At 70.4% G+C, this 17,987-nt stretch carries 20 protein-coding genes; 11 read left to right on the top strand and 9 right to left on the bottom strand.

Annotated features, from left to right (window positions below; translation table 11 throughout):
• Positions 1-25 precede the first annotated feature (25 nt).
• A complete protein-coding gene (locus BO39_RS11200; protein ID WP_043833086.1) occupies positions 26-769 on the bottom strand; it encodes a maleate cis-trans isomerase family protein in 744 nt (247 codons plus the stop codon).
• Between the two features lie 82 nt (positions 770-851).
• On the opposite strand from BO39_RS11200, the gene BO39_RS11195 reads away from it, so the two are divergent.
• Positions 852-1,832 (top strand): Bug family tripartite tricarboxylate transporter substrate binding protein, encoded by a 981-nt coding sequence (locus tag BO39_RS11195; protein ID WP_043833084.1) that lies wholly within the window; start codon positions 852-854, stop codon positions 1,830-1,832.
• Between the two features lie 23 nt (positions 1,833-1,855).
• On the opposite strand, the gene BO39_RS11190 is transcribed toward BO39_RS11195, so the two are convergent.
• The 6 genes from BO39_RS11190 to BO39_RS11165 form a co-directional block, all read right to left on the bottom strand.
• Positions 1,856-3,052 (bottom strand): FAD-dependent oxidoreductase, encoded by a 1,197-nt coding sequence (locus BO39_RS11190; protein ID WP_043833082.1) that lies wholly within the window; start codon positions 3,050-3,052, stop codon positions 1,856-1,858.
• Positions 3,053-3,329: 277 nt separating this feature from the next.
• The gene (locus BO39_RS11185; RefSeq protein ID WP_043833080.1) at positions 3,330-3,962 is read right to left on the bottom strand and encodes an isochorismatase family protein; all 633 of its coding nucleotides are present in this window, start codon (positions 3,960-3,962) and stop codon (positions 3,330-3,332) included.
• A 246-nt stretch (positions 3,963-4,208) separates the two neighbouring features.
• The gene (locus BO39_RS11180) at positions 4,209-5,201 is read right to left on the bottom strand and encodes a Bug family tripartite tricarboxylate transporter substrate binding protein (RefSeq protein ID WP_084698037.1); all 993 of its coding nucleotides are present in this window, start codon (positions 5,199-5,201) and stop codon (positions 4,209-4,211) included.
• A gap of 12 nt (positions 5,202-5,213) precedes the next feature.
• The gene (locus tag BO39_RS11175; protein WP_043833078.1) at positions 5,214-6,095 is read right to left on the bottom strand and encodes an isocitrate lyase/PEP mutase family protein; all 882 of its coding nucleotides are present in this window, start codon (positions 6,093-6,095) and stop codon (positions 5,214-5,216) included.
• 28 nt (positions 6,096-6,123) lie between these two features.
• Positions 6,124-6,606 carry a LeuD/DmdB family oxidoreductase small subunit gene (locus BO39_RS11170; RefSeq protein WP_245615108.1) on the bottom strand — a complete coding sequence of 161 codons (483 nt, stop codon included), beginning with the start codon at positions 6,604-6,606 and terminating at the stop codon, positions 6,124-6,126.
• Between the two features lie 8 nt (positions 6,607-6,614).
• A complete protein-coding gene (locus BO39_RS11165; protein ID WP_043833073.1) occupies positions 6,615-7,898 on the bottom strand; it encodes an aconitase/3-isopropylmalate dehydratase large subunit family protein in 1,284 nt (427 codons plus the stop codon).
• 333 nt (positions 7,899-8,231) lie between these two features.
• Between BO39_RS11165 and BO39_RS11160 the strand changes: the two genes are divergently transcribed.
• From BO39_RS11160 to BO39_RS11140, 5 genes are all read left to right on the top strand, one after another.
• Entirely contained in the window at positions 8,232-9,287 is a 1,056-nt protein-coding gene (locus tag BO39_RS11160) for a LacI family DNA-binding transcriptional regulator (RefSeq protein ID WP_052401950.1), read from the top strand.
• Between the two features lie 99 nt (positions 9,288-9,386).
• Positions 9,387-10,541 carry a homoserine O-acetyltransferase MetX gene (gene metX, locus BO39_RS11155; RefSeq protein ID WP_043833071.1) on the top strand — a complete coding sequence of 385 codons (1,155 nt, stop codon included), beginning with the start codon at positions 9,387-9,389 and terminating at the stop codon, positions 10,539-10,541.
• 50 nt (positions 10,542-10,591) lie between these two features.
• The gene (metW, locus tag BO39_RS11150; RefSeq protein WP_043833361.1) at positions 10,592-11,194 is read left to right on the top strand and encodes a methionine biosynthesis protein MetW; all 603 of its coding nucleotides are present in this window, start codon (positions 10,592-10,594) and stop codon (positions 11,192-11,194) included.
• A 23-nt stretch (positions 11,195-11,217) separates the two neighbouring features.
• Positions 11,218-11,523 (top strand): hypothetical protein, encoded by a 306-nt coding sequence (locus BO39_RS11145; protein ID WP_245615106.1) that lies wholly within the window; start codon positions 11,218-11,220, stop codon positions 11,521-11,523.
• A 54-nt stretch (positions 11,524-11,577) separates the two neighbouring features.
• The gene (locus BO39_RS11140; RefSeq protein WP_043833067.1) at positions 11,578-11,985 is read left to right on the top strand and encodes a hypothetical protein; all 408 of its coding nucleotides are present in this window, start codon (positions 11,578-11,580) and stop codon (positions 11,983-11,985) included.
• Positions 11,986-12,304: 319 nt separating this feature from the next.
• Here the strand turns inward: BO39_RS11140 and BO39_RS11135 are convergent, their stop codons facing one another.
• Positions 12,305-12,799, bottom strand: coding sequence for a BLUF domain-containing protein (locus tag BO39_RS11135; protein ID WP_052401949.1), 495 nt, complete (start codon positions 12,797-12,799; stop codon positions 12,305-12,307).
• Positions 12,799-14,169: a putative bifunctional diguanylate cyclase/phosphodiesterase gene (locus BO39_RS11130; protein ID WP_084698036.1), complete on the bottom strand. Its 1,371-nt coding sequence runs from the start codon at positions 14,167-14,169 to the stop codon at positions 12,799-12,801. Before BO39_RS11130 ends, BO39_RS11135 begins: the two co-directional genes overlap by 1 nt.
• 177 nt (positions 14,170-14,346) lie before the next feature.
• Here BO39_RS11130 and BO39_RS11125 point away from each other — a divergent pair, with 177 nt between their 5' ends.
• The 5 genes from BO39_RS11125 to BO39_RS11105 all read left to right on the top strand — a co-directional run bounded on the left by BO39_RS11125 (position 14,347) and on the right by BO39_RS11105 (position 17,975).
• Positions 14,347-14,877: a CHAP domain-containing protein gene (locus BO39_RS11125; protein ID WP_245615104.1), complete on the top strand. Its 531-nt coding sequence runs from the start codon at positions 14,347-14,349 to the stop codon at positions 14,875-14,877.
• 135 nt (positions 14,878-15,012) lie between these two features.
• On the top strand, positions 15,013-15,207 hold the full coding sequence (locus tag BO39_RS11120) for a twin transmembrane helix small protein (protein WP_043833353.1): 195 nt from the start codon (positions 15,013-15,015) through the stop codon (positions 15,205-15,207).
• Positions 15,208-15,421: 214 nt separating this feature from the next.
• Positions 15,422-16,174 carry an electron transfer flavoprotein subunit beta/FixA family protein gene (locus tag BO39_RS11115; protein ID WP_043833065.1) on the top strand — a complete coding sequence of 251 codons (753 nt, stop codon included), beginning with the start codon at positions 15,422-15,424 and terminating at the stop codon, positions 16,172-16,174.
• Positions 16,171-17,088 carry an electron transfer flavoprotein subunit alpha/FixB family protein gene (locus BO39_RS11110; RefSeq protein ID WP_043833063.1) on the top strand — a complete coding sequence of 306 codons (918 nt, stop codon included), beginning with the start codon at positions 16,171-16,173 and terminating at the stop codon, positions 17,086-17,088. Before BO39_RS11115 ends, BO39_RS11110 begins: the two co-directional genes overlap by 4 nt.
• Positions 17,085-17,975 (top strand): 3-hydroxybutyryl-CoA dehydrogenase, encoded by an 891-nt coding sequence (locus BO39_RS11105; RefSeq protein WP_281175543.1) that lies wholly within the window; start codon positions 17,085-17,087, stop codon positions 17,973-17,975. Before BO39_RS11110 ends, BO39_RS11105 begins: the two co-directional genes overlap by 4 nt.
• The last annotated feature ends 12 nt before the right edge of the window (positions 17,976-17,987 follow it).

The following is a 17,987-nucleotide window of genomic DNA, read 5'->3' as shown; positions in this document are numbered from 1 at the left end:
GCGGCACCCTCCCGCGCCGGAATCCTCAGAAGTCGGAGAGCAGCCGCCCGAAGCCCTCCATGCGGTCCGCGATGCCGTTCTCGCGCAGTGCGTGCCACCAGGTCGCGGTGTTGATGGCGATCACGGGCTTGCCGAGCCACATCTCCGCCGCCGCCGCCAGCCGCACCATGGACAGATTGGTGCCGACCTGCACGATCGCGTCCACGTCCGGCCCGTCCAACTCGCGCAGCCGCAGGCGCAGCTCCTCCGGCGTCACCTCGGCAATGGCGGTCCAGGAGGGGCATTGCAGGCAGAGGTCGCGCACCACCTCAAAGCCTTCTTCCGTGAAGTAGCGCCGCACCTCCTCGTTCGCCGCGGGGTAGTAGGGTGAGAGAAAGGCGATGCGCTTCGCGCCATAGGCCCGCAGCGCCGCCGTGGTTGCCAGGCTGCCGCAGCTGAGCCGCACGCCAGCCTCCTTCTCAACGCCCTCACGGAAGGCCTCCGCGCCCGCCTTGCCACCGAAGAAGGTAACGGCGGACATGCCCATCACGAGGTAGTTGGGCGAACAGGTCATCACGCTCCGCACGGCGTCGATCACGCCTTCGGCGATCTTCATCGCGCCGGCGCGGAAGCTCTCGTTGCTGATGGCCTTGGCGTTCGGCGTGAAGATGCGACTGTAGTGCGCGGTGATGCCGGGCGGGCGCATCATCTCGAAATCCGGCTGCACCACCGTGTTGGTGGAGGGGCCGAGAACGCCGTACTTCCCGCGATAGCCGAGAACGTCGCGCATGATACCTTCCTTCTCCGATCCCGCTGCCGACTGGCGCGGTCCGTGCATTGGCGGTCACCAAACTTCAGAGAGGCGAACCGACATGTCAGCATCCTCCCTTCCTCGTCGCCACTTCCTGGGTGCCGCAGCACTGCTCGCTTCACCGGGCCTTGCTCGCGCCCAGGGAGACTGGCCAAGCCGCCCGATCCGCTTCATCGCCACAGGCCCTGCGGGCGGCGCGGGCGACGTGATCTCGCGCCTCGTCTGCGAGCGCCTCACCGCGCGGCTGGGGCAGCCGGTCGTAGTGGAGAACCGGCCGGGCGCGGGCACGAATATCGGCATGGCCGCGATCGCCCGCAGCCCGGCAGACGGCTACACGATCGGCCTCGCCTCCATCGCGTCCAACGCGGTGAACCGCTGGCTCTACAAGTCCCTGCCCTTCGATCCCGAGAAGGACGTGGTGCCGGTCTCGCTGATGGCGCTGACGCCGAACCTGATGGTCGTCTCGCCCTCGCTGCCCGTGCGGAACGTCGCCGAGTTCATCGCTTACGCGAAGTCGCATCCCGGCTCGCTCAATTATGGCTCGGTCGGGTCGGGCTCCTCGCAACACCTCGCGGGCGCGCAGTTCGCCCTCGCGAACGGGCTCGACATGCAGCACGTGCCCTACAACAACTCCGGCCAGCTCAACACGGACATGATGGAGGGCCGCGTGCAGGTTCTCTTCCAGTCCGTCTCTGCCGTGGCCGAGATGGCGCGCAGCGGCCGCATGCGCCCGCTCGCCGTCACCGGCACCGAGCGGCTGGACGCCTTCCCCGAGGTGCCGACCCTGCGCGAGGCTGGCGTGAACATCACCTCCATGGGGTGGTTCGGCGTGGTGGCGCCCACGGGCGTGCCGGAGCCGATCCTGGAGAAGCTCAACGCGGAGACGGTCGCGGCCCTGGGCGAGCCGGACCTGCGCCGCCGCATCACGGAGCTGGGCTCCATCCCGCGCCCGATGACGCGCGTGGAGTTCGGGCGCTGGATGGCCGATGAGACCGCGAAGTGGCGGCCGGTGGTCCAGGCCACCGGCGCCACGGCCGACTGAGGCGGGCGCCGGGCGCCGCCGCATCAGGCGACGGCGTCCAGCTCCCGGAGGGAGCGGATCATCGAGGTCCGCATCAGGTGTTCCTTGTGTCGCGCCGGATCCTCCGCCGTGCGCCGCAGGTCGTCCAGCGCCGCCGCGCGCACGGCGGGATCGCGCTGGTTCAGCGTCGCGCGGTTGCGCAGCGCCTGCTGCTGCACGACGTCGAGCGCGACCTTCCGCCGCTGCCGCTCGTACCGGCCGAGAAGCGCGGGATCGCCCCCGCGCCATACCTCGGCGAGCTTGTCCGCGAGATTGAAGGCATCATGGATGCCGCCGTTCATGCCCATGCCGCCGAGCGGGTTGTTCACATGCGCCGCGTCGCCCGCCAGCAGGATGCGGCCGACCGCGTAGCGCTCCGCCACGCGCTCGTGCACGCGATAGGCGGTGCGGTGGCGGATCTCGTAGTCGCCGCCGATCGGCAGCACCTCCTTCATGCGCTGCTGGATGCGCGCGTCGGAGAGCATCACCTCCTCGGGCTCGCTCGCCTCGGTCGGTAGCAGCAGGCGCCACACGCCGGCGGTGCGGAGAAGGACGAACCACTCCTCCGGGTCCGAGATATAGGCGATGTTGGAGAGCTGCGGGATCGCCTCGTGGAAGGGATAAGGGGTGGAGAGGGTGAGGTAGAGCTCTGGAATGGTCTGGCCGTCGAAGGGCACGTCGATCGACTTGCGAACCACGCTGCGCGCGCCGTCCGCGCCGATGAGATAGGCGCCTTCCAGCACCTCCTGGCTGCCGTCCTCGCGCTCGATCACCAGGCGCACGCCGTCCGCATCCTGAGAGGCCGAGACGGCGCGGGCGTCGTACATGATCTCGACGTTCGGGTCGGCGTCGAGCCGCTGGCGCAGGAGGCGCGTCAGGCGCCACTGCTCGCATTGCAGCCGGTAGGGGTGGTTCGTCTCGCCCCGCAGCAGCTCCATGTCGAAGGTGGCAACGGGGCCGGTGCGGCGGTCGCGGAACTGCCAGTGGCGGCAGATCAGTCCCTGCTCGACCAGCGGGGCGGCGGCGTCCAGCCGCTCCAGCATGTCGAGGGTAGGGGGATGGAAGGTGGAGGCCCGCAGCCCGTCCGGCAGGTCGCGCTCGGCCTCTACGACCAGCACGGGGATGCCCGCATCGGCCAGGCAGGCGGCGACGACGAGGCCCACGGGCCCCGCGCCGGCGACGATGACACGCGCGCGGGTCATGCGGCGGTCCGGGAGGCTTGGCCGTGATGGATCACGGGCATGAGGAGGAAGGTCATGCTCGATTGTGTACAACTGTTGAGGAGGAAGCAAGCCTGACGTTAGAGAAGTAGAGAGGACAGATAGGACAGGTAGAGCCGGGCGACACAGGATCGGAAGAAGTCAGACCCCGGGCAATCCTCATCAAAGAGCGACCATTGTGCACAACAAATCAGCCAATCAGTGAACAAGGCACAGCAAGCAAGGAAGTCCGTCCCGCCGGTCCTTCCTTGAACGTCCGTCAGGACGTCGCGCCCGCGAGGCTGCTTGTCCGCAGCTCCTCCAGGCTCATCAGGTCCGCGTATTTCTGCCCCATGTCGAAGAGATTGGCCTCGTGTGGGGCAAGGGCGCGGTCGCCCACGCAATCCGTCACAACCACCGTTCGGAAGTTGTGCGAACAGCTGTCCACCACCGTCGCGCGGACGCAGCCGCTGGTGGTGCAGCCCGCAACGAGCAGCGTGTCGACGCGGCGGAAGGCGAGCCAGCCCGCGAGCTCCGTGCCGAAGAAGGCGCTCGCCTGCCGCTTGCGGACCACGAGCTCCCCCGGCACCGGCGCTACCTCGGGCAGGATCTGTGATAGCGGGCTCGTCTCCGTCAGCTTGGACAGGCCGGTGGCCTTCAGCGCGAAGGCGCCGGCGTCAGAGCCGTCATCGGCATAGACGACGCGGGTATGCGCCACCGGCCAGCCGCGCGAGCGCGCGAGCGCCAGCAGCTCGGCCGTGCGGGAGATGGCCGGGCCGATGTTCCCGCCACCGAAGTGCTCGGGATCCGCGAAGCCACGCACGAAATCCACCACCACCACGGCGAGGGCCTTGCCCAACCCCATGCTCCCGCCCATGCCCTGGCGGCGATAGATGTCCAGTTCGTCCGTCATTGTGGCGGTCTCTGTCCCCGTTCATGCAAGCGCACCTCCCGCGGCGCTCGGGCGGCCAGGGGCGGATTGCGCCACCCGCGCCTTGAGGCCGGCAGCAAGACAATTGTGCACAGTCTACCCAGCAGGGTGAAGCAAGTCTTCATCGAGCATTCGGTAGCTCCGGCCCGTTAAGGCCGCACCACGATCCAAAAACAGGCAGTCGACCCCCATTTGTGCACAATGAGGCGTGATCGCCTGCTGGGCCCGTCACTCCGTGCGGATGCCGCCCTCGCGGATCACGGGCGTCCAGGTGTCATATTCCTTCCCGAGGAAGCGGGCGAAATCCTCCCGCGAGCCGCCGATGACCTGCCCGGCCTGGGTGTTGAACACGGCCTCGCGCACCTCCGGCAGGGCGGCGATACTGCCGAAGACCTCGTTGACGCGGTCCGCGAGGTCCGGCGCCATGCCGGCAGGGGCGGCGACGCCGTACCAGACGGCGATGTCGAAGCCCGGCAGGGTGTCGCTCACGGGCGGCACGCCGGGCAGGGCCGGGCTGCCACCGGGGTTGCCCATAGCGATCGGGCGGATGGCTCCCTCCTTCAGCATGGGCAGGGCGGAGGAGAGGCTGGGAAAGCCGAGCTGCGTCTCGTTCCGCATGACGGAGGTGACGATCTCCGACCCGCTGCGATAGGGCACGTGCACCATGGAGATCGCGGCGCGGCGGCAGAGCAGCGCCACGAAGAGGTGGCTGCCGTTGCCCACCCCGGCGGAGGCGTAGGTATAGGCGTCCGGCCGCGCCTTCGCCTTGGCGATCACCTCCGCCACCGTCTTCTCCGGCACCGAAGGATGAGCGAAGAACACCGCCGGCAGGTTCACGAGCTGGATGATCGGCGTGAAGGCCTTCATCGGGTCGTAGCCGAGGCGCGGGTTCAGCTCCTTGCCGATGGCATTGGCGCCGATATCGGCCATCAGCAGGATGTTGCCGTCCGGCCGCTGCCCCGCGACATAGGCGCCGCCGACCAGCCCGCCGGCACCCGCGCGGTTCTCGACCACCAGGGTCTGCCCGCCGGTGAAGCGGGGGAAGTGCTGCCCCACCAGCCGCGCCAGCGTGTCCGAGGCGCCGCCGGGGGTGAAGGGGACCACCAGCGTCACCGGCCGGTCCGGCCAGGTCGCGGCGGCAGCACGGCCGAGCAGGGCCGGGGCGGCGAGCAGCCCCGCGCCGAGCGCGCCCAGGCGGCGGCGGGTGAGGCGGTGGTCCATGACCCTCCCCTCCTACTCGGCGGCTTGCTGACGGTCGGGGCGCGCCCACTTGGCGTCGAATTCCCAGACCTCAGGGAAGCCCATCAGCTCGTTCATCTCGGCGAAAGGCAGCACCTCCAGCCCCGCGCTGTCGCCGCGCTCGCGCAAGTGGGCATAGGCGCTCTCCAGCACCTTCGCGACGCTGAGGAAGCCGATCGCGGGATAGATGGCCACGTCGTAGCCAATGGACTTCAAGGTCGCCGCCGGCAGGATCGGCGTGCGGCCGCCTCCATCGACGTTGTTGGCGAGCAGGAAGGCATCGATCTCGCCGCCGATGCGGCGCATCTCCTCCTCGCTCTCCGGGCTCTCGACGAAGACGATGTCGGCGCCGGCCTTCGCGTAAAGCTTCCCGCGGCGGATCGCCTCGTCGAGGCCGAGGGTCGTGCGCGCGTCGGTGCGGGCGATGATGAGGAAGTCGTCGCTCTTGCGGGCCTCGGCCGCGACCTCGATCTTCAGCGCCATCTCCTCGGCGGGGATCACGCGGCGGCCCGGCGTGTGGCCGCACTTCTTCGGCACCTCCTGGTCCTCGATCTGAATGGCGGTGACGCCGCCGGCCTCGTAGCCCATGACGGTGTGGCGCACGTTGAGCAGCCCACCATAGCCTGTGTCGGCATCGGCGATGACTGGCGTGGTGCTGCCCTGCGCGAAGCGCGACATACGCGAGACCATGTCGGTGTAGGTGGCGATACCCGCGTCCGGCACGCCGAGATGGGAGGCGACGGTGCCGTAGCCCGTGGCGTAGAGCGCGGTGAAGCCCATGCGGTCCGCGACGCGCGCGGAAATCATGTCGAAGATGCCGGGGGCCACGACGAACTCGCCCGCGCGGAGCGCCGCCTTCAGCTTGGGATCGGCCATGGGAAAGTCTCCTGTTGAAGGGGGGTGGTCAGGCGGCGAGCGCGGCGCGCACGCGCTGCACCAGCCCGCCGGCCGCGAGAATGGCGCGCACCTCCTCGCCGAGCGGCTCGGCCCGCCACTCGGTGCCGCCCTGCCGCACGGTGGCGGTTGCGAGGTCGATGCCCGCGGGCTCGCCCTCCTGCAGCGCCAGCGCGGCCTCGGGGCAGATCAGCACGGGCAGGCCGAGGTTGACGGCGTTGCGGTAGAAGATGCGCGCGGCGCTGACGGCGACGATGGCGCCGACACCCGCCGCGCGCAGCGCGACCACCGCGTGCTCGCGCGAGGAGCCGCAGCCGAAGTTCCGCCCGACCGCGAGGATGTCGCCCGGTCGGACGCGGCCGACGAAGCCAGGATCCAGCCCCTCCATGCAGTGCTCGCGAAGGTCCTCCGGCCGGCGGAGCGCGAGGTAGCGCCCGGGCAGGATGACGTCCGTGTTCACCTCGTCCCCGAAGCGGTGGATTCGGCCCCTCATCGCCGCGCTCATGCGGCGGCCTCCAGGGCAGGAAGCCGTTCCGGTGGCACGATCTCGCCCGCGACGGCCGCCGCCGCTGCCACCCAGGCATTGGCGAGGAAGACCTGAGAATCCGGGTCGCCCATCCGGCCGCGATAGTTGCGGTTGGTGGTGGCGATCGCGGTCTCCCCGGCGGCAAGGATGCCCATGTGGCCGCCGAAGCAGGCACCGCAGGTGGGGGTGGAGACGGCGGCGCCGGCGGCCGCCAGCGCGTCCAGCAGCCCTTCCGCCAGGGCCTGCCGCCAGATGCGCTGCGTGGCCGGCACCACCACCAGCCGCACGCCCGGTGCCACGCGCCGGCCGCGCAGGATCTCGGTTGCCTGACGGAGATCGGTGATCGTGCCGTTCGCGCAGTTGCCGATATAGACCTGGTCCACGCGCTGGCCCCGCAACGCCTCCACCGGCACGCCGCCGGCGGGAGAGGGCGGCTTCGCGACGAGGGGCGAGAGCGCGCCGAGGTCGATCGAGACCTGCTCGCGGTAGCGCGCCCCCGGGTCCGCCATCACCGCTGCCGTGGCGGGCGCGCCGAACCCGGCCTGGCGGGCGGCGGATTGGCCGTCGCCCTCGAAGACGCAGGTGTCCGCGCCGGCCTCCACAGCCATGTTCGCGACGGCCATCCGCGCGTCCATGGAAAGGGCAGCCACGCCCGGCCCGCCGAACTCGAGCGAGGCATCGGCCGCCCCGTCCGAGCCGATGCGGCGGATCACCTCCAGGATCACGTCCTTGCCCGCCACATAGGGGCCGGGCTGCCCGGTCAGCTCCACGCGGATCGACTCCGGCACGCGCATCCAGAGCCGCCCCATCGCCAGCGCGGCCGCGAGGTCGGTGGAGCCGAAGCCGATGCCCAGCGCGTTGAAGGCGCCCGCCGTGCAGGTGTGGCTGTCCGCGCCGAAGACGATGCCGCCGTGCCCCACCATACCGAGTTCCGAAAGCAGCGTGTGCTCGATGCCGCCGTTCCCCGGCTCGTAGAAATGGGCGATGCCGTGCCGCTCCGCGAAGTCGCGGGTCATGCGGATGGCGCCCGCAGCTTGGACGTTCGGGGCGGGGGCAAAGTGGTCGGCCACCAGCACGATGCGCGCGGGGTCGAAGGGGTGGGTGGCGCCCATCCTCTCGAAACCCTCGAAGGCGAGCGGGCCGGAGACGTCGTTGAGCAGAACGACGTCGGGGCGAACGGTCACCGTCTCTCCCGCACTCGCGCGGCCCTCCACGGCATGCGCCGCAAGGATCTTCTCGGTGATGGTCTGTCCGGCCAAGCGGGTCGTCCTCTTCCGGGTGGTAACAGGAGGGGGCCCGATCAGCCCGTGCGCCCGGCCCCGGCCGGCCATGCCGCACCGGATGACGAAAAAGCTGTCGCCTGGATGGCCCCGCTCACCCGGTGCATCCGCTCCCTCCACCCGATCTTGTCATGCCCGGCATCGTGGCGGCCGGTGCACTCGGAGCATGGCGCGGCCAGCACCCCCTGTTCAAGAGTTTTGTTCAAAGGTTTGCGCGGCCCGTTTGTGCAGCGCGGAAACGAGGGATCCTGTGCCGGCTTGCTTTGCTGATGCAAAGCTTTGCCATGCCGGGCAAGCTGCTAGGATGAGCGGATGGATCATCCGGTCTCACGCTCCCGGCCGGCCCGCCCCCGGGCCACGCTGCTCTCCCTCTCCCAGACCGCGGGTGTGTCGATCTCCACCGTCTCCCGCGCCCTGCGCGGCGATACCCGCATCTCCCCCGCCACGCGCCGGCGGATCAGCGCCCTGGCGGCGGAGGCCGGCTACGCGCCGGACACCCTGGCCCGCACCCTGCTCGGCGGCCGGAGCGGGCTCATCGGCCTCGTGCTGGGGCCCATGCGGAACCCCTTCTACCCCGCCCTGCTGGAGGAACTGGTCGCCCAGGCCGCCGATCGCGGGCTGCGCCTGCTGATCCTCCACGCCGGGGAGGGCTCCATGGAGGAGCGCACCGCCCAGGCTCTGCTCGGATACCGCGTGGACGGCTGCATCGTGACCTCGGCCGTGCTGCCCTCCCGCGTCACCGCGATCTGCGCGGAGAACGCCGTGCCGCTCGTCATGGTGAACCGCGTGGCGCGCGACCACGGCACGGCCGTGAGCTGCGATAACGCGGAGGGCGGCGCCCGCCTGGCCGGCCTTCTCCTCGCGGCCGGGCACCGGCGCTTCGCGGTCGTCGGCGGCCACGCCGATACCTCCACGAGCCAGGATCGGGAGCGCGGCTTCGCCACCCGCCTCGCGGAAGCGGGCCACGGCCTTGCCTGCCGCTTCGACGGCGGCTCCACGCGGGAAGGCGGGTGGGCGGCCGGCCTGCGCATCGCGGCCCTGCCGCCCGAGGCGCGCCCCGATGCCGTCTTCGCCGTAAGCGACGGCATGGCGATGGGCCTCATCGACGCCCTCCGCTCGGCCGCCATTCCCGTGGGCATGACAGAAGGCATCTCCGTCGTCGGCTTCGACGGGGTGGCGACCGCCCTGCACCCTCCCTACGAGCTGACCACCATCGTGGTCCCCGTCCCGGCCCTCGTCCGGCGCGGCCTCGACCTGCTTCTCGCCCGCGTCACGGAGCCCGACGCCCCGGACGAACTCGTCACCCTGCGCGGAGAACTGCATCCCGGCCGCTCGGCGCGCCTTCCCGCGATGCTGGAAGGCGCCTGACCGCGGGCGCCCACGGCCTCGCCCCACCGATCCCCCGGGCCTCCCTCCCGGGTCCGCCCGACCTTGCCCGCCCGCCGCAGGGCTCCTAATCCTCCCGCCATGAATGAGGTCGTGCCGTTCTCCCCGGACGTGGCGCACCAGCGGGCCGTCTTCCCGGACGGCCTGCTGCTGGACAGCAGCGCCACGATCGCGCCGCTGATCGTGGCCTACGAGACCTACGGCACGCTCGACGCCGCCCGCGGCAACGCCGTGCTCGTCTGCCATGCCCTGACCGGCGACCAGTACCTGGCCGGCCGCCATCCCGTGACCGGTCGCCCCGGCTGGTGGGAAGCGGTAGTCGGCCCCGGCCTGCCCATCGATACTGACCGCTTCTTCGTCATCTGCGCCAATGTCCTCGGTGGCTGCATGGGCAGCTCCGGCCCGCGGGAGGAGATGACGGATGCGGAGGGCCAACCCCTCGGCCGCCCCTGGGGCACCGATTTCCCCAGCGTCACGATCCGCGACATGGTCCGCGCCCAGAAGCGGCTGGTGGAGCATCTCGGCATTGAGCGGCTGCTGGCGGTGGTCGGCGGCTCCATGGGGGGCATGCAGGCCCTGCAATGGGCAGCGACCTACCCGGAATCGGTCTTCGCCTGCGCGCCCATCGCGACGGCGGCCCATCACTCCGCCCAGAACATCGCCTTCCACGAGGTCGGCCGCGCCGCCATCCACGCCGACCCCGACTGGTGCGGCGGCGCCTACTGGCGGGAGGGGCGGCTGCCGGCGCAGGGCCTCTCGGTCGCGCGCATGGTCGCCCACATCACCTACCTCTCGGAGAGCGCGCTGACGCGGAAGTTCGGCCGCCGCCTCCAGGGCGCCAAGGCCGTCACCTTCCTCGAGGACGTCTTCGCGGTGGAGAGCTACCTGCGCCACCAGGGCAGCACCTTCATCCGCCGCTTCGACGCGAACTCCTACCTCACCATCACCCGCGCGATGGACTATTTCGATCTCGCCGCCGATTTCGATGGCGATCTCTCGCAGGCCTTCCGCGGCACGCCGACCCGCTTCTTCCTCGCCTCCTTCTCCTCCGACTGGCTCTTCCCGACGGCCGAGAGCCGGGCGATCACCCGCGCGCTGAACCGCGCCGCCGCCCGCACCTCGTTCATCGAGATCGCCTCCGACAAGGGCCACGACGCCTTCCTGCTGGACGAGCCCGAGTTCCACGCGGCCCTCGGCGGCTTCCTGCGCGGCGCGGCCGACGCGGCGGGGGCCTGAGCATGGGAATCCGCCCCAAGGGTGAACCCATCCGCTACGTCGCGAAGAACATGCGGCTCGACCTTCGCCTGATCGCGGAGATGATCCCGACCGGCGCGAAGGTGCTCGACATCGGCTGCGGCGACGGCGCCCTCATCGAGTACCTGACGCGCGAGAAGGGCGCCGACGCCCGCGGCATTGAGATCGACATGGCCGAGGCCACGCGCGCCGTCGCCGCGGGCCTCGCCGTCATCCACGGCGACGCCGACGCCGACCTCGCGCAGTACCCGGACGGCGCCTTCGACTACGTCGTGCTCTCTCGCACGCTGCAGGCGGTGGAGCGCCCGCGCGAGGTGCTGCGGCAGATGCTGCGCATCGGCAGCCACGCGATCATCTCCTTCCCCAATTTCGGCCACTGGCAGATGCGCTGGCGCCTGCTCTCCACCGGGCGGATGCCGGACACGGACACCTGGAACCGCCCCTGGTACGAGACGCCCAACATCCACCCCTGCACGATCCTCGACTTCGTGGCCCTCTGCGAGACGGACGGCTACGCCGTGGACGGCTGGCTGGCGGTGGACGAGCGCGGGTTGCGCGCCCCCTGGCGCCGCGGCCTGGGCCTGGCGAACCTCTTCGGGGAACAGGCCCTCTTCCTGCTCAGCCGCAAAGCCTGACGCGCGCCGCGATGAAGTACCCGGTGACACCGGACGGCCGCTACTTCGTCGTCCGCGGCCGGCTGTGGCGCCTGTCCAACCCCGCCCTTCCGCCCGGGGAGCGGGAGGCGCTGACGAAAGCCCTGATGGCCGCCCGCCGTTCCGTCCGCGCGGCGCTCCGCGCGGGGGATGCGGCGGCCCTGGCGGAAGCCCGCGCCGCCGTGGACAAGGCCAAGCGCGCCCTGGGCGAGCGCGGCCCGGTCTGGTGGACGGACGGCGCCCCCGACCTTAACCGCAAGATGGTGGGGAACACCCCCTACGCCGCCTGGTACGCAGGCCTCGATGCCTGACGGGCGCCACCAGGAAGCCTTTTAAATCAGGGGCCTGATCCCCATATCGGGGCCATGCGCAAGACCCCTGCGGGGCCCCGCGCCGATGCGTCCCCGCCCCTTTCCCGACCTCTTCGCCGCCGGATCGCCCGCCTCGCCCAGGCGGTGCGGGAGAGGCGCGCGCTCGAGCTCTTCTACGGCGGCGCCTGGCGGGTGGTGCACCCGCACGCCATCGGCCGGATGGGCACGGGGCGGGTTGGCCTGCTGACCTGGCAGACCGCCGGACTGGCCCGCGGCCCCGGCGACCCCGGAGAGGGCTGGCGTATGTTCGATGTCGCGCGCATCGGCGCCAGCCGCGCCCTGCGCGCCCATTTCGCGCCGCGCCCCCGGCCCGGCTCAGCTTGGACCCCCGGCATCGACGCCCCCGTGGCCGAGGTGCCCTCGCGCGACGAAGCCCTCTCGGCGGTGCCGCTGGCGGCCTGATCCTCCCCCTATTTAAAACCCCGCCCTGGGGAGGGCTCTGCCTTCTCCGGACATCCGAGGCAGTGCCTCAGATCCGCCAAGGGCCTGACGCCCTTGGATACCCATCTGACTGGCGTGAGTGCGGTGATGGGAGGAGTTCTTTTCGGATGCCCTTCCTGCGCGTGCAGTCGCCTCGGGTCGGTGACCCGAGGCGCACCGGCCAAAGGGTGATTCCAACCGGATAGAAAAAGATGATGGAGAGGGGTCCGGGGAGAGGAAGAATTCCTTCTTCCTCTCCCCGAGTCACTCGCGCAGCCTCACGAGCGCCCGAAGGAACCTCTCAGCCGGCGTGTACCGGCTTCAGCACCCGTCGAAGCAGTTCCAGCACGCGTCGGGCTTCCGCACTGCCCGTTCCCGGCATGGTCAGGGCGGAGTAGCGGCCGTTCTCGACCTGGCCGGCATAGGCCATCGACCACGCGCCGAACTCCCTGATGGCGACGGGTTCGCAGGCAAGCACGACGGTGTCCCGATGACGCTCGTCGCACTGGATGCGCTCGAACACCTGCTGCACGGCGGGCAGCGGGCCTTCCAGGGCCTGCGCGAAGAAATCGGGGCTGAACAGCAGCGCGCCGGTGATGCCCGCGCGCGTATTGTTGCGCCGGGATGCCTCAAGGATGCTCAGGACCTCGGCCTCGACCTCGCCGGGTGAGCCGGCCAGGAGGTTTTGGCTGACATAGATCAGCCGGTGCAGGCCGATGCCTGGCGCGCCGGGGCTGTTATCCCCTTCCGGTGCGTGAACAGCGTGAACAGCGTGAAGCGGTCCGCCCATGTCCATCACGGCAGTCTTTCACTTGTGTGGCCGGCATCGGTGAAGCGCGCGATGAGCTTTGGCACGTCGACGGCCGGTACCGGCTTGCTGAGAAGGTACCCTTGGGCCTCCGTGCAGCCGTCCTCACGGATCCGCATCATCTGCTCGGCGGTTTCCACGCCCTCGGCCGTGATGCGGATGCCGAGGCTCGTGCCCAGCGCGGCGACGGCGCGCACCACCGCGCTGTCATCGGCGAAGGAACGGTCGATCTTCACCTTGTCGAAGGGAAAGCGGCGCAGCTGCGTCAGCGAGGAGTAGCCGGTCCCGAAATCGTCGAGGGAGATGCGCACGCCGAGCGCCTTCAGCGCCGAGAGCTGCTGCAGCGTGAAGCCGCTGTCGTGCAGCAGCGCGGTTTCGGTGATCTCCAGCTCCAGCAGAGGGCCGGGCAGCGAGGTGGCCTTCAGCGCTTTCGTGACGACCGGCAGGAGCGAGCCGCCAATGAACTGGGCGGGCGCGACGTTCACGGCCACGCTCAGCTTGCCTCCCCAGCGCACCGCCTCGGCGCAGGCCTCGTGGATCACCCATTCGCCGATGGGGGTGATCAGGCCAAGTTCCTCGGTCAGGGGGATGAAGCGGTCGGGCGGTACGAGGCCGCGCACCGGATGGCGCCAGCGGATCAGCGCCTCGAAACCCGAGAGCTGCTGCGAGTGGAGGTGGAACTGCGGCTGGTAGAAGAGCTCGAACTGGTTCAGGGCAAGAGCGGCGCGAAGGTCGAATTCGAGCCGCTGCCGCTCCTCCGCCGCCTCCTGCAGGGATGGCTCGAAGAAGTGGAAACGCTGCCGCCCGCCCTCCTTGCTCTTGTACAGGGCGAGATCGGCGCGGCGGAGCACGCTGTCCACGTCAAGGCCTGGCGGCACGACGGCGATGCCGACACTGGCTCCCACATTGGCGATCCGCCCCTCCACCAGATAGGAGCGGCCAAGCAGGTCCACGAGCCGGCCGGCGATGCCGACCACCGCCTCCTGGCTGGCCGGGCTGCCGAGGAGGACCGCGAACTCGTCCCCGCCCATGCGGGCGGCGATGTCCTGCTGCCGCAGCAGGCCGCGCAGCCGCTGGCCGACGTGGCGCAGCAGCGCGTCCCCCGCGGCGTGGCCAAGGCTGTCGTTCACGGATTTGAAGCGGTCGAGATCGACGAGCAGCACCACGACCTCGCGCCGCTTCTCGCGGGCGCTCCGGTCGCAGGGCTGGTTGGGGGACAGGGCCTCCTTCAGCCGGGCTCGGAATTCCAGCCGGTCGGCCAGGCCCGTCAGATGATCGCCCTGCCAGAGCGGCCGCGCGCAGGCCGGGCAGTGCCCTTCCCGCTCCCCACCCGGCGGCGGACCGATCATTCCATCCATGGACGCAACCGTCTCCCCTGTCGCGACAACCACCGGCACAGCCTAGGTGCAATCGGTGGATGCGGGGTAAACGGCGCCTTCCCAAAGGGATCGTTACGGGGCGCTGACAGGCCGGGCCGCTGACGCTAGGCTGGTCCCGGGCCTCGGGGGAGGTCCACCTGGGGGAATGGGTCAATCGTGGCGGGAATCTTCCTGCGCCTCGTGTTGCTGGCGCTGGCCGGCGGGGCGCTCTCGGCCTGCGGGTCCACGCGGGGCGGCCCGTCCGCGGGCTATGGCTACGAGGCTTCCGACAGCTACCAGTCCTGCGTGCCCTACGCCCGCGCCCGCTCGGGGCTCGAGTTGCGCGGCGATGGCTGGCAGTGGTGGGAGGCGGCGCTGGGCCGCTACCAGCGCGGGCAGCAGCCGCGCGAGGGCGCCGTCCTTGTTTTCCAGCGAACCTCCCGCCTGCGGGACGGTCATGTCGCGGTCGTCGCCCGCGTGGTCGGGCCGCGGGAGATCCGGGTGGACCACGCCAACTGGGCCTCGGGCGGGCTGCGTGGGCGGGTGGCGCGGGACCAGCCGGTGATCGACGTCTCCACCCGCAACGACTGGTCGGAGGTGCGAGTGTGGTACCCGCCGGCGGCGGTGATCGGGAATACTGTCTTCCCCGCCTACGGCTTCATCCTGCCGGCGCGCCCGTCGATCTGGCACTCGGCCTCGCTCGACTGAGGCGACCGGGTTGGCGAAACGCCCGCCAAGTCTTGTGAAGGGGCGGGGAAAAGCAGCGAATCGACCCCCGGCATTCCCTCTTTGCGGGGCGCCCGGCGTTGCCGGGTGGGCGGGCATGCCCACATCCTGGCGGTCATGATCACATTCCTCACCATCCTCGTCGCCCTTGGGATGCTCGCCACCCTGGGCACCCTCTTCTACGGCATGGTCGGCATGGCCCGAGGAAGCAGCGACTCCCACAAATCCAACGCCCTGATGCGCTGGCGCGTCACCCTGCAGGGCGTTACCCTCGCCCTCTTCGCCCTGCTCCTCTACCTCATGCGGGGCTGAGGGCCGCCGGGCGAGCAGCCAGCTGCCGCCGGGCGCGTGGCTTGTCGCCGCCGGGGGCGGGCCGTATAGACCCGGCTGACTCCTGGCACGCGCGGCTCCGGCCGCGCCTTGCCCTGCCCACCTGTCCGGGGCCCGCCACGGTCCCGCAAGCGCACCGGCCCCGACCCTGGCCGCTGCCCAGCAGAGGATCGCCAACAATCATGAGAATCCGGGCATGAAGCTCCTCGTCCCCGTCAAGCGGGTGGTGGACTACAACGTGAAGGTCCGGGTTCGCCCGGACGGCACGGGCGTCGAGACCGCCAACGTGAAGATGTCGATGAACCCCTTCGACGAGATCGCCGTCGAGGAGGCCGTGCGCCTGAAGGAGAAGGGAGTGGCGACCGAGATCGTCGCCGTCTCCGTCGGCCCCACCCAGGCGCAGGAGCAGATTCGCACCGCGCTCGCCATGGGCGCTGACCGCGGCATCCTGGTCGAGACGACGGACACGGTCGAGCCGATCGCCGTCGCCAAGATCCTGAAGGCCATCGTGGACAAGGAGGGCCCGCAGATGGTCATCCTCGGCAAGCAGGCCATCGACGACGACATGAACGCGACCGGCCAGATGCTGGCCGCCCTCCTCGGCTGGGGCCAGGGCACCTTCGCCAACAAGGTCGAGGTCGCGGACGGCAGCGCGAGCGTGACCCGCGAGGTGGATGGCGGCCAGGAGACGGTGAAGCTCACGCTCCCGGCCATCGTCACCACCGACCTGCGGCTGAACGAGCCGCGCTACGCCAGCCTTCCGAACATCATGAAGGCCCGCAAGAAGCCGATCGAGACGGTCAAGCCCGCCGATCTCGGCGTGGACACGACGCCCCGCCTGAAGGTCATCAAGGTCGAGGAGCCGCCGAAGCGCCAGGCCGGCGTGAAGGTGGCGTCCGCCGCCGAGCTCGTCTCGAAGCTGCGCAACGAAGCGAAGGTGATCCCATGACGGTCCTCGTCCTCGCCGACCACGACAACGCGGCGATCAACCAGCCGACCCGTTCGGCCATCGCCGCCGCCGGCAAGCTGGGCGATGTCCACCTGCTGGTGATCGGGCCCGAGGCCGTGGCCGGAGCCGGTGCGAAGATCGAGGGCGTGGCGAAGGTTCTGCACGCTCCGGCCGAGCACATGCTGGCCGAGCCGGACGCGGCCCTCATCGCCTCCCTCGCGGAGGGCTATACCCACATCCTCGCCCCGGGCTCCGCGCTCGGCAAGAACGTCATGCCACGCGTCGCCGCCCTGCTCGACGTGCAGCCGATCAGCGACATCTCGGGCATCGTGGACGCCGACACCTTCGTGCGGCCGATCTATGCCGGCAACGCGCTGGCCACGGTCCAGTCCTCCGACACGAAGAAGGTTCTGACGGTGCGCGCCGCCTCCTTCGACCCCGCTGCCCCCGAGGGCGGCAGCGCGGCCGTCGAGCCCGCGCAGCCTGCGGCCGATCCCGGCGTCTCCACCTTCGTGAACGCCGAGCTGGTGAAGAGCGAGCGGCCGGAGCTGACGGCGGCCCGCATCGTCGTCTCCGGTGGCCGCGCGATCGGCTCGGCCGAGAACTTCAAGATCCTCGACGGCATCGCGGACAAGCTCGGCGCTGCCGTCGGCGCCTCGCGCGCCGCGGTCGATGCCGGCTACGCCCCGAACGACCAGCAGGTCGGCCAGACCGGCAAGATCGTGGCACCCGAACTCTACATCGCCTTCGGCATCTCGGGCGCGATCCAGCACCTCGCGGGCATGAAGGACAGCAAGGTGATCGTCGCCGTGAACAAGGACGAGGAGGCGCCGATCTTCCAGGTGGCCGACTACGGCCTCGTCGGCGACATCTTCAAGCTCATCCCGGAGATCGAGGCGGAGCTGGCGAAGTGAGCGACGCGGCGCCGACAATCGGATCCGTCGGCGTCATCGGCGCCGGGCAGATGGGCAACGGCATCGCGCATGTCGCGGCCGGGTCCGGCCTCACCGCCATCATGATCGACGTGAACCCGGAGGCGCTGGACAAGGCCCGCGCCACCATCGCGAAGAACATGGAGCGCCAGGTCTCCAAGGGCACGCTGGAGGCCTCGGCCCGTGACGCGGCGCTCGCCCGCATCACCACCGGTACCGACATGGCGATGCTCGGCACCTGCGACATCGTCATCGAGGCGGCGACGGAGCGGGAAGAGGTCAAGAAGTCGATCTTCAAGGCGCTCTGTCCGCACCTGAAGCCCGACGCGATCCTCGCGACCAACACCTCCTCCATCCCGATCACGCGGCTGGCGGCGGTGACGGACCGGCCGGCACGCTTCATCGGCATGCACTTCATGAACCCGGTGCCGGTCATGAAGCTGGTGGAGGTCATCCGCGGCATCGCGACGGACGACGCGACCTACCAGGCCGTCGATGCGCTGGCGCGCAGGATGGGCAAGACCACCGCGACGAGCGAGGACTTCCCCGGCTTCATCGTCAACCGCATCCTGATGCCGATGATCAACGAGGCCGTCTACACGCTGCACGAGGGCGTGGGCGACGTGGCCTCGATCGACACCGGCATGAAGCTCGGCACCAACCAGCCGATGGGGCCGCTGGAACTGGCCGATTTCATCGGCCTCGATACCTGCCTCGCCATCATGCAGGTGCTGCACGAGGGGATGGGCGACAGCAAGTACCGCCCCTGCCCGCTGCTGGTGAAGCATGTCGAGGCCGGCTGGCTCGGCCGCAAGACCGGCCGCGGCTTCTACGACTACTCCGGCGAGAAGCCCCGCCCCACGCGCTGATACGGGGCGCTG

Source organism: Roseomonas aerilata DSM 19363 (assembly GCF_000711725.1).
GTDB lineage: Bacteria > Pseudomonadota > Alphaproteobacteria > Acetobacterales > Acetobacteraceae > Roseomonas > Roseomonas aerilata.
Note: the sequence above shows the minus strand (reverse complement) of the source record. Positions and strands in the feature narration are given on the sequence as shown.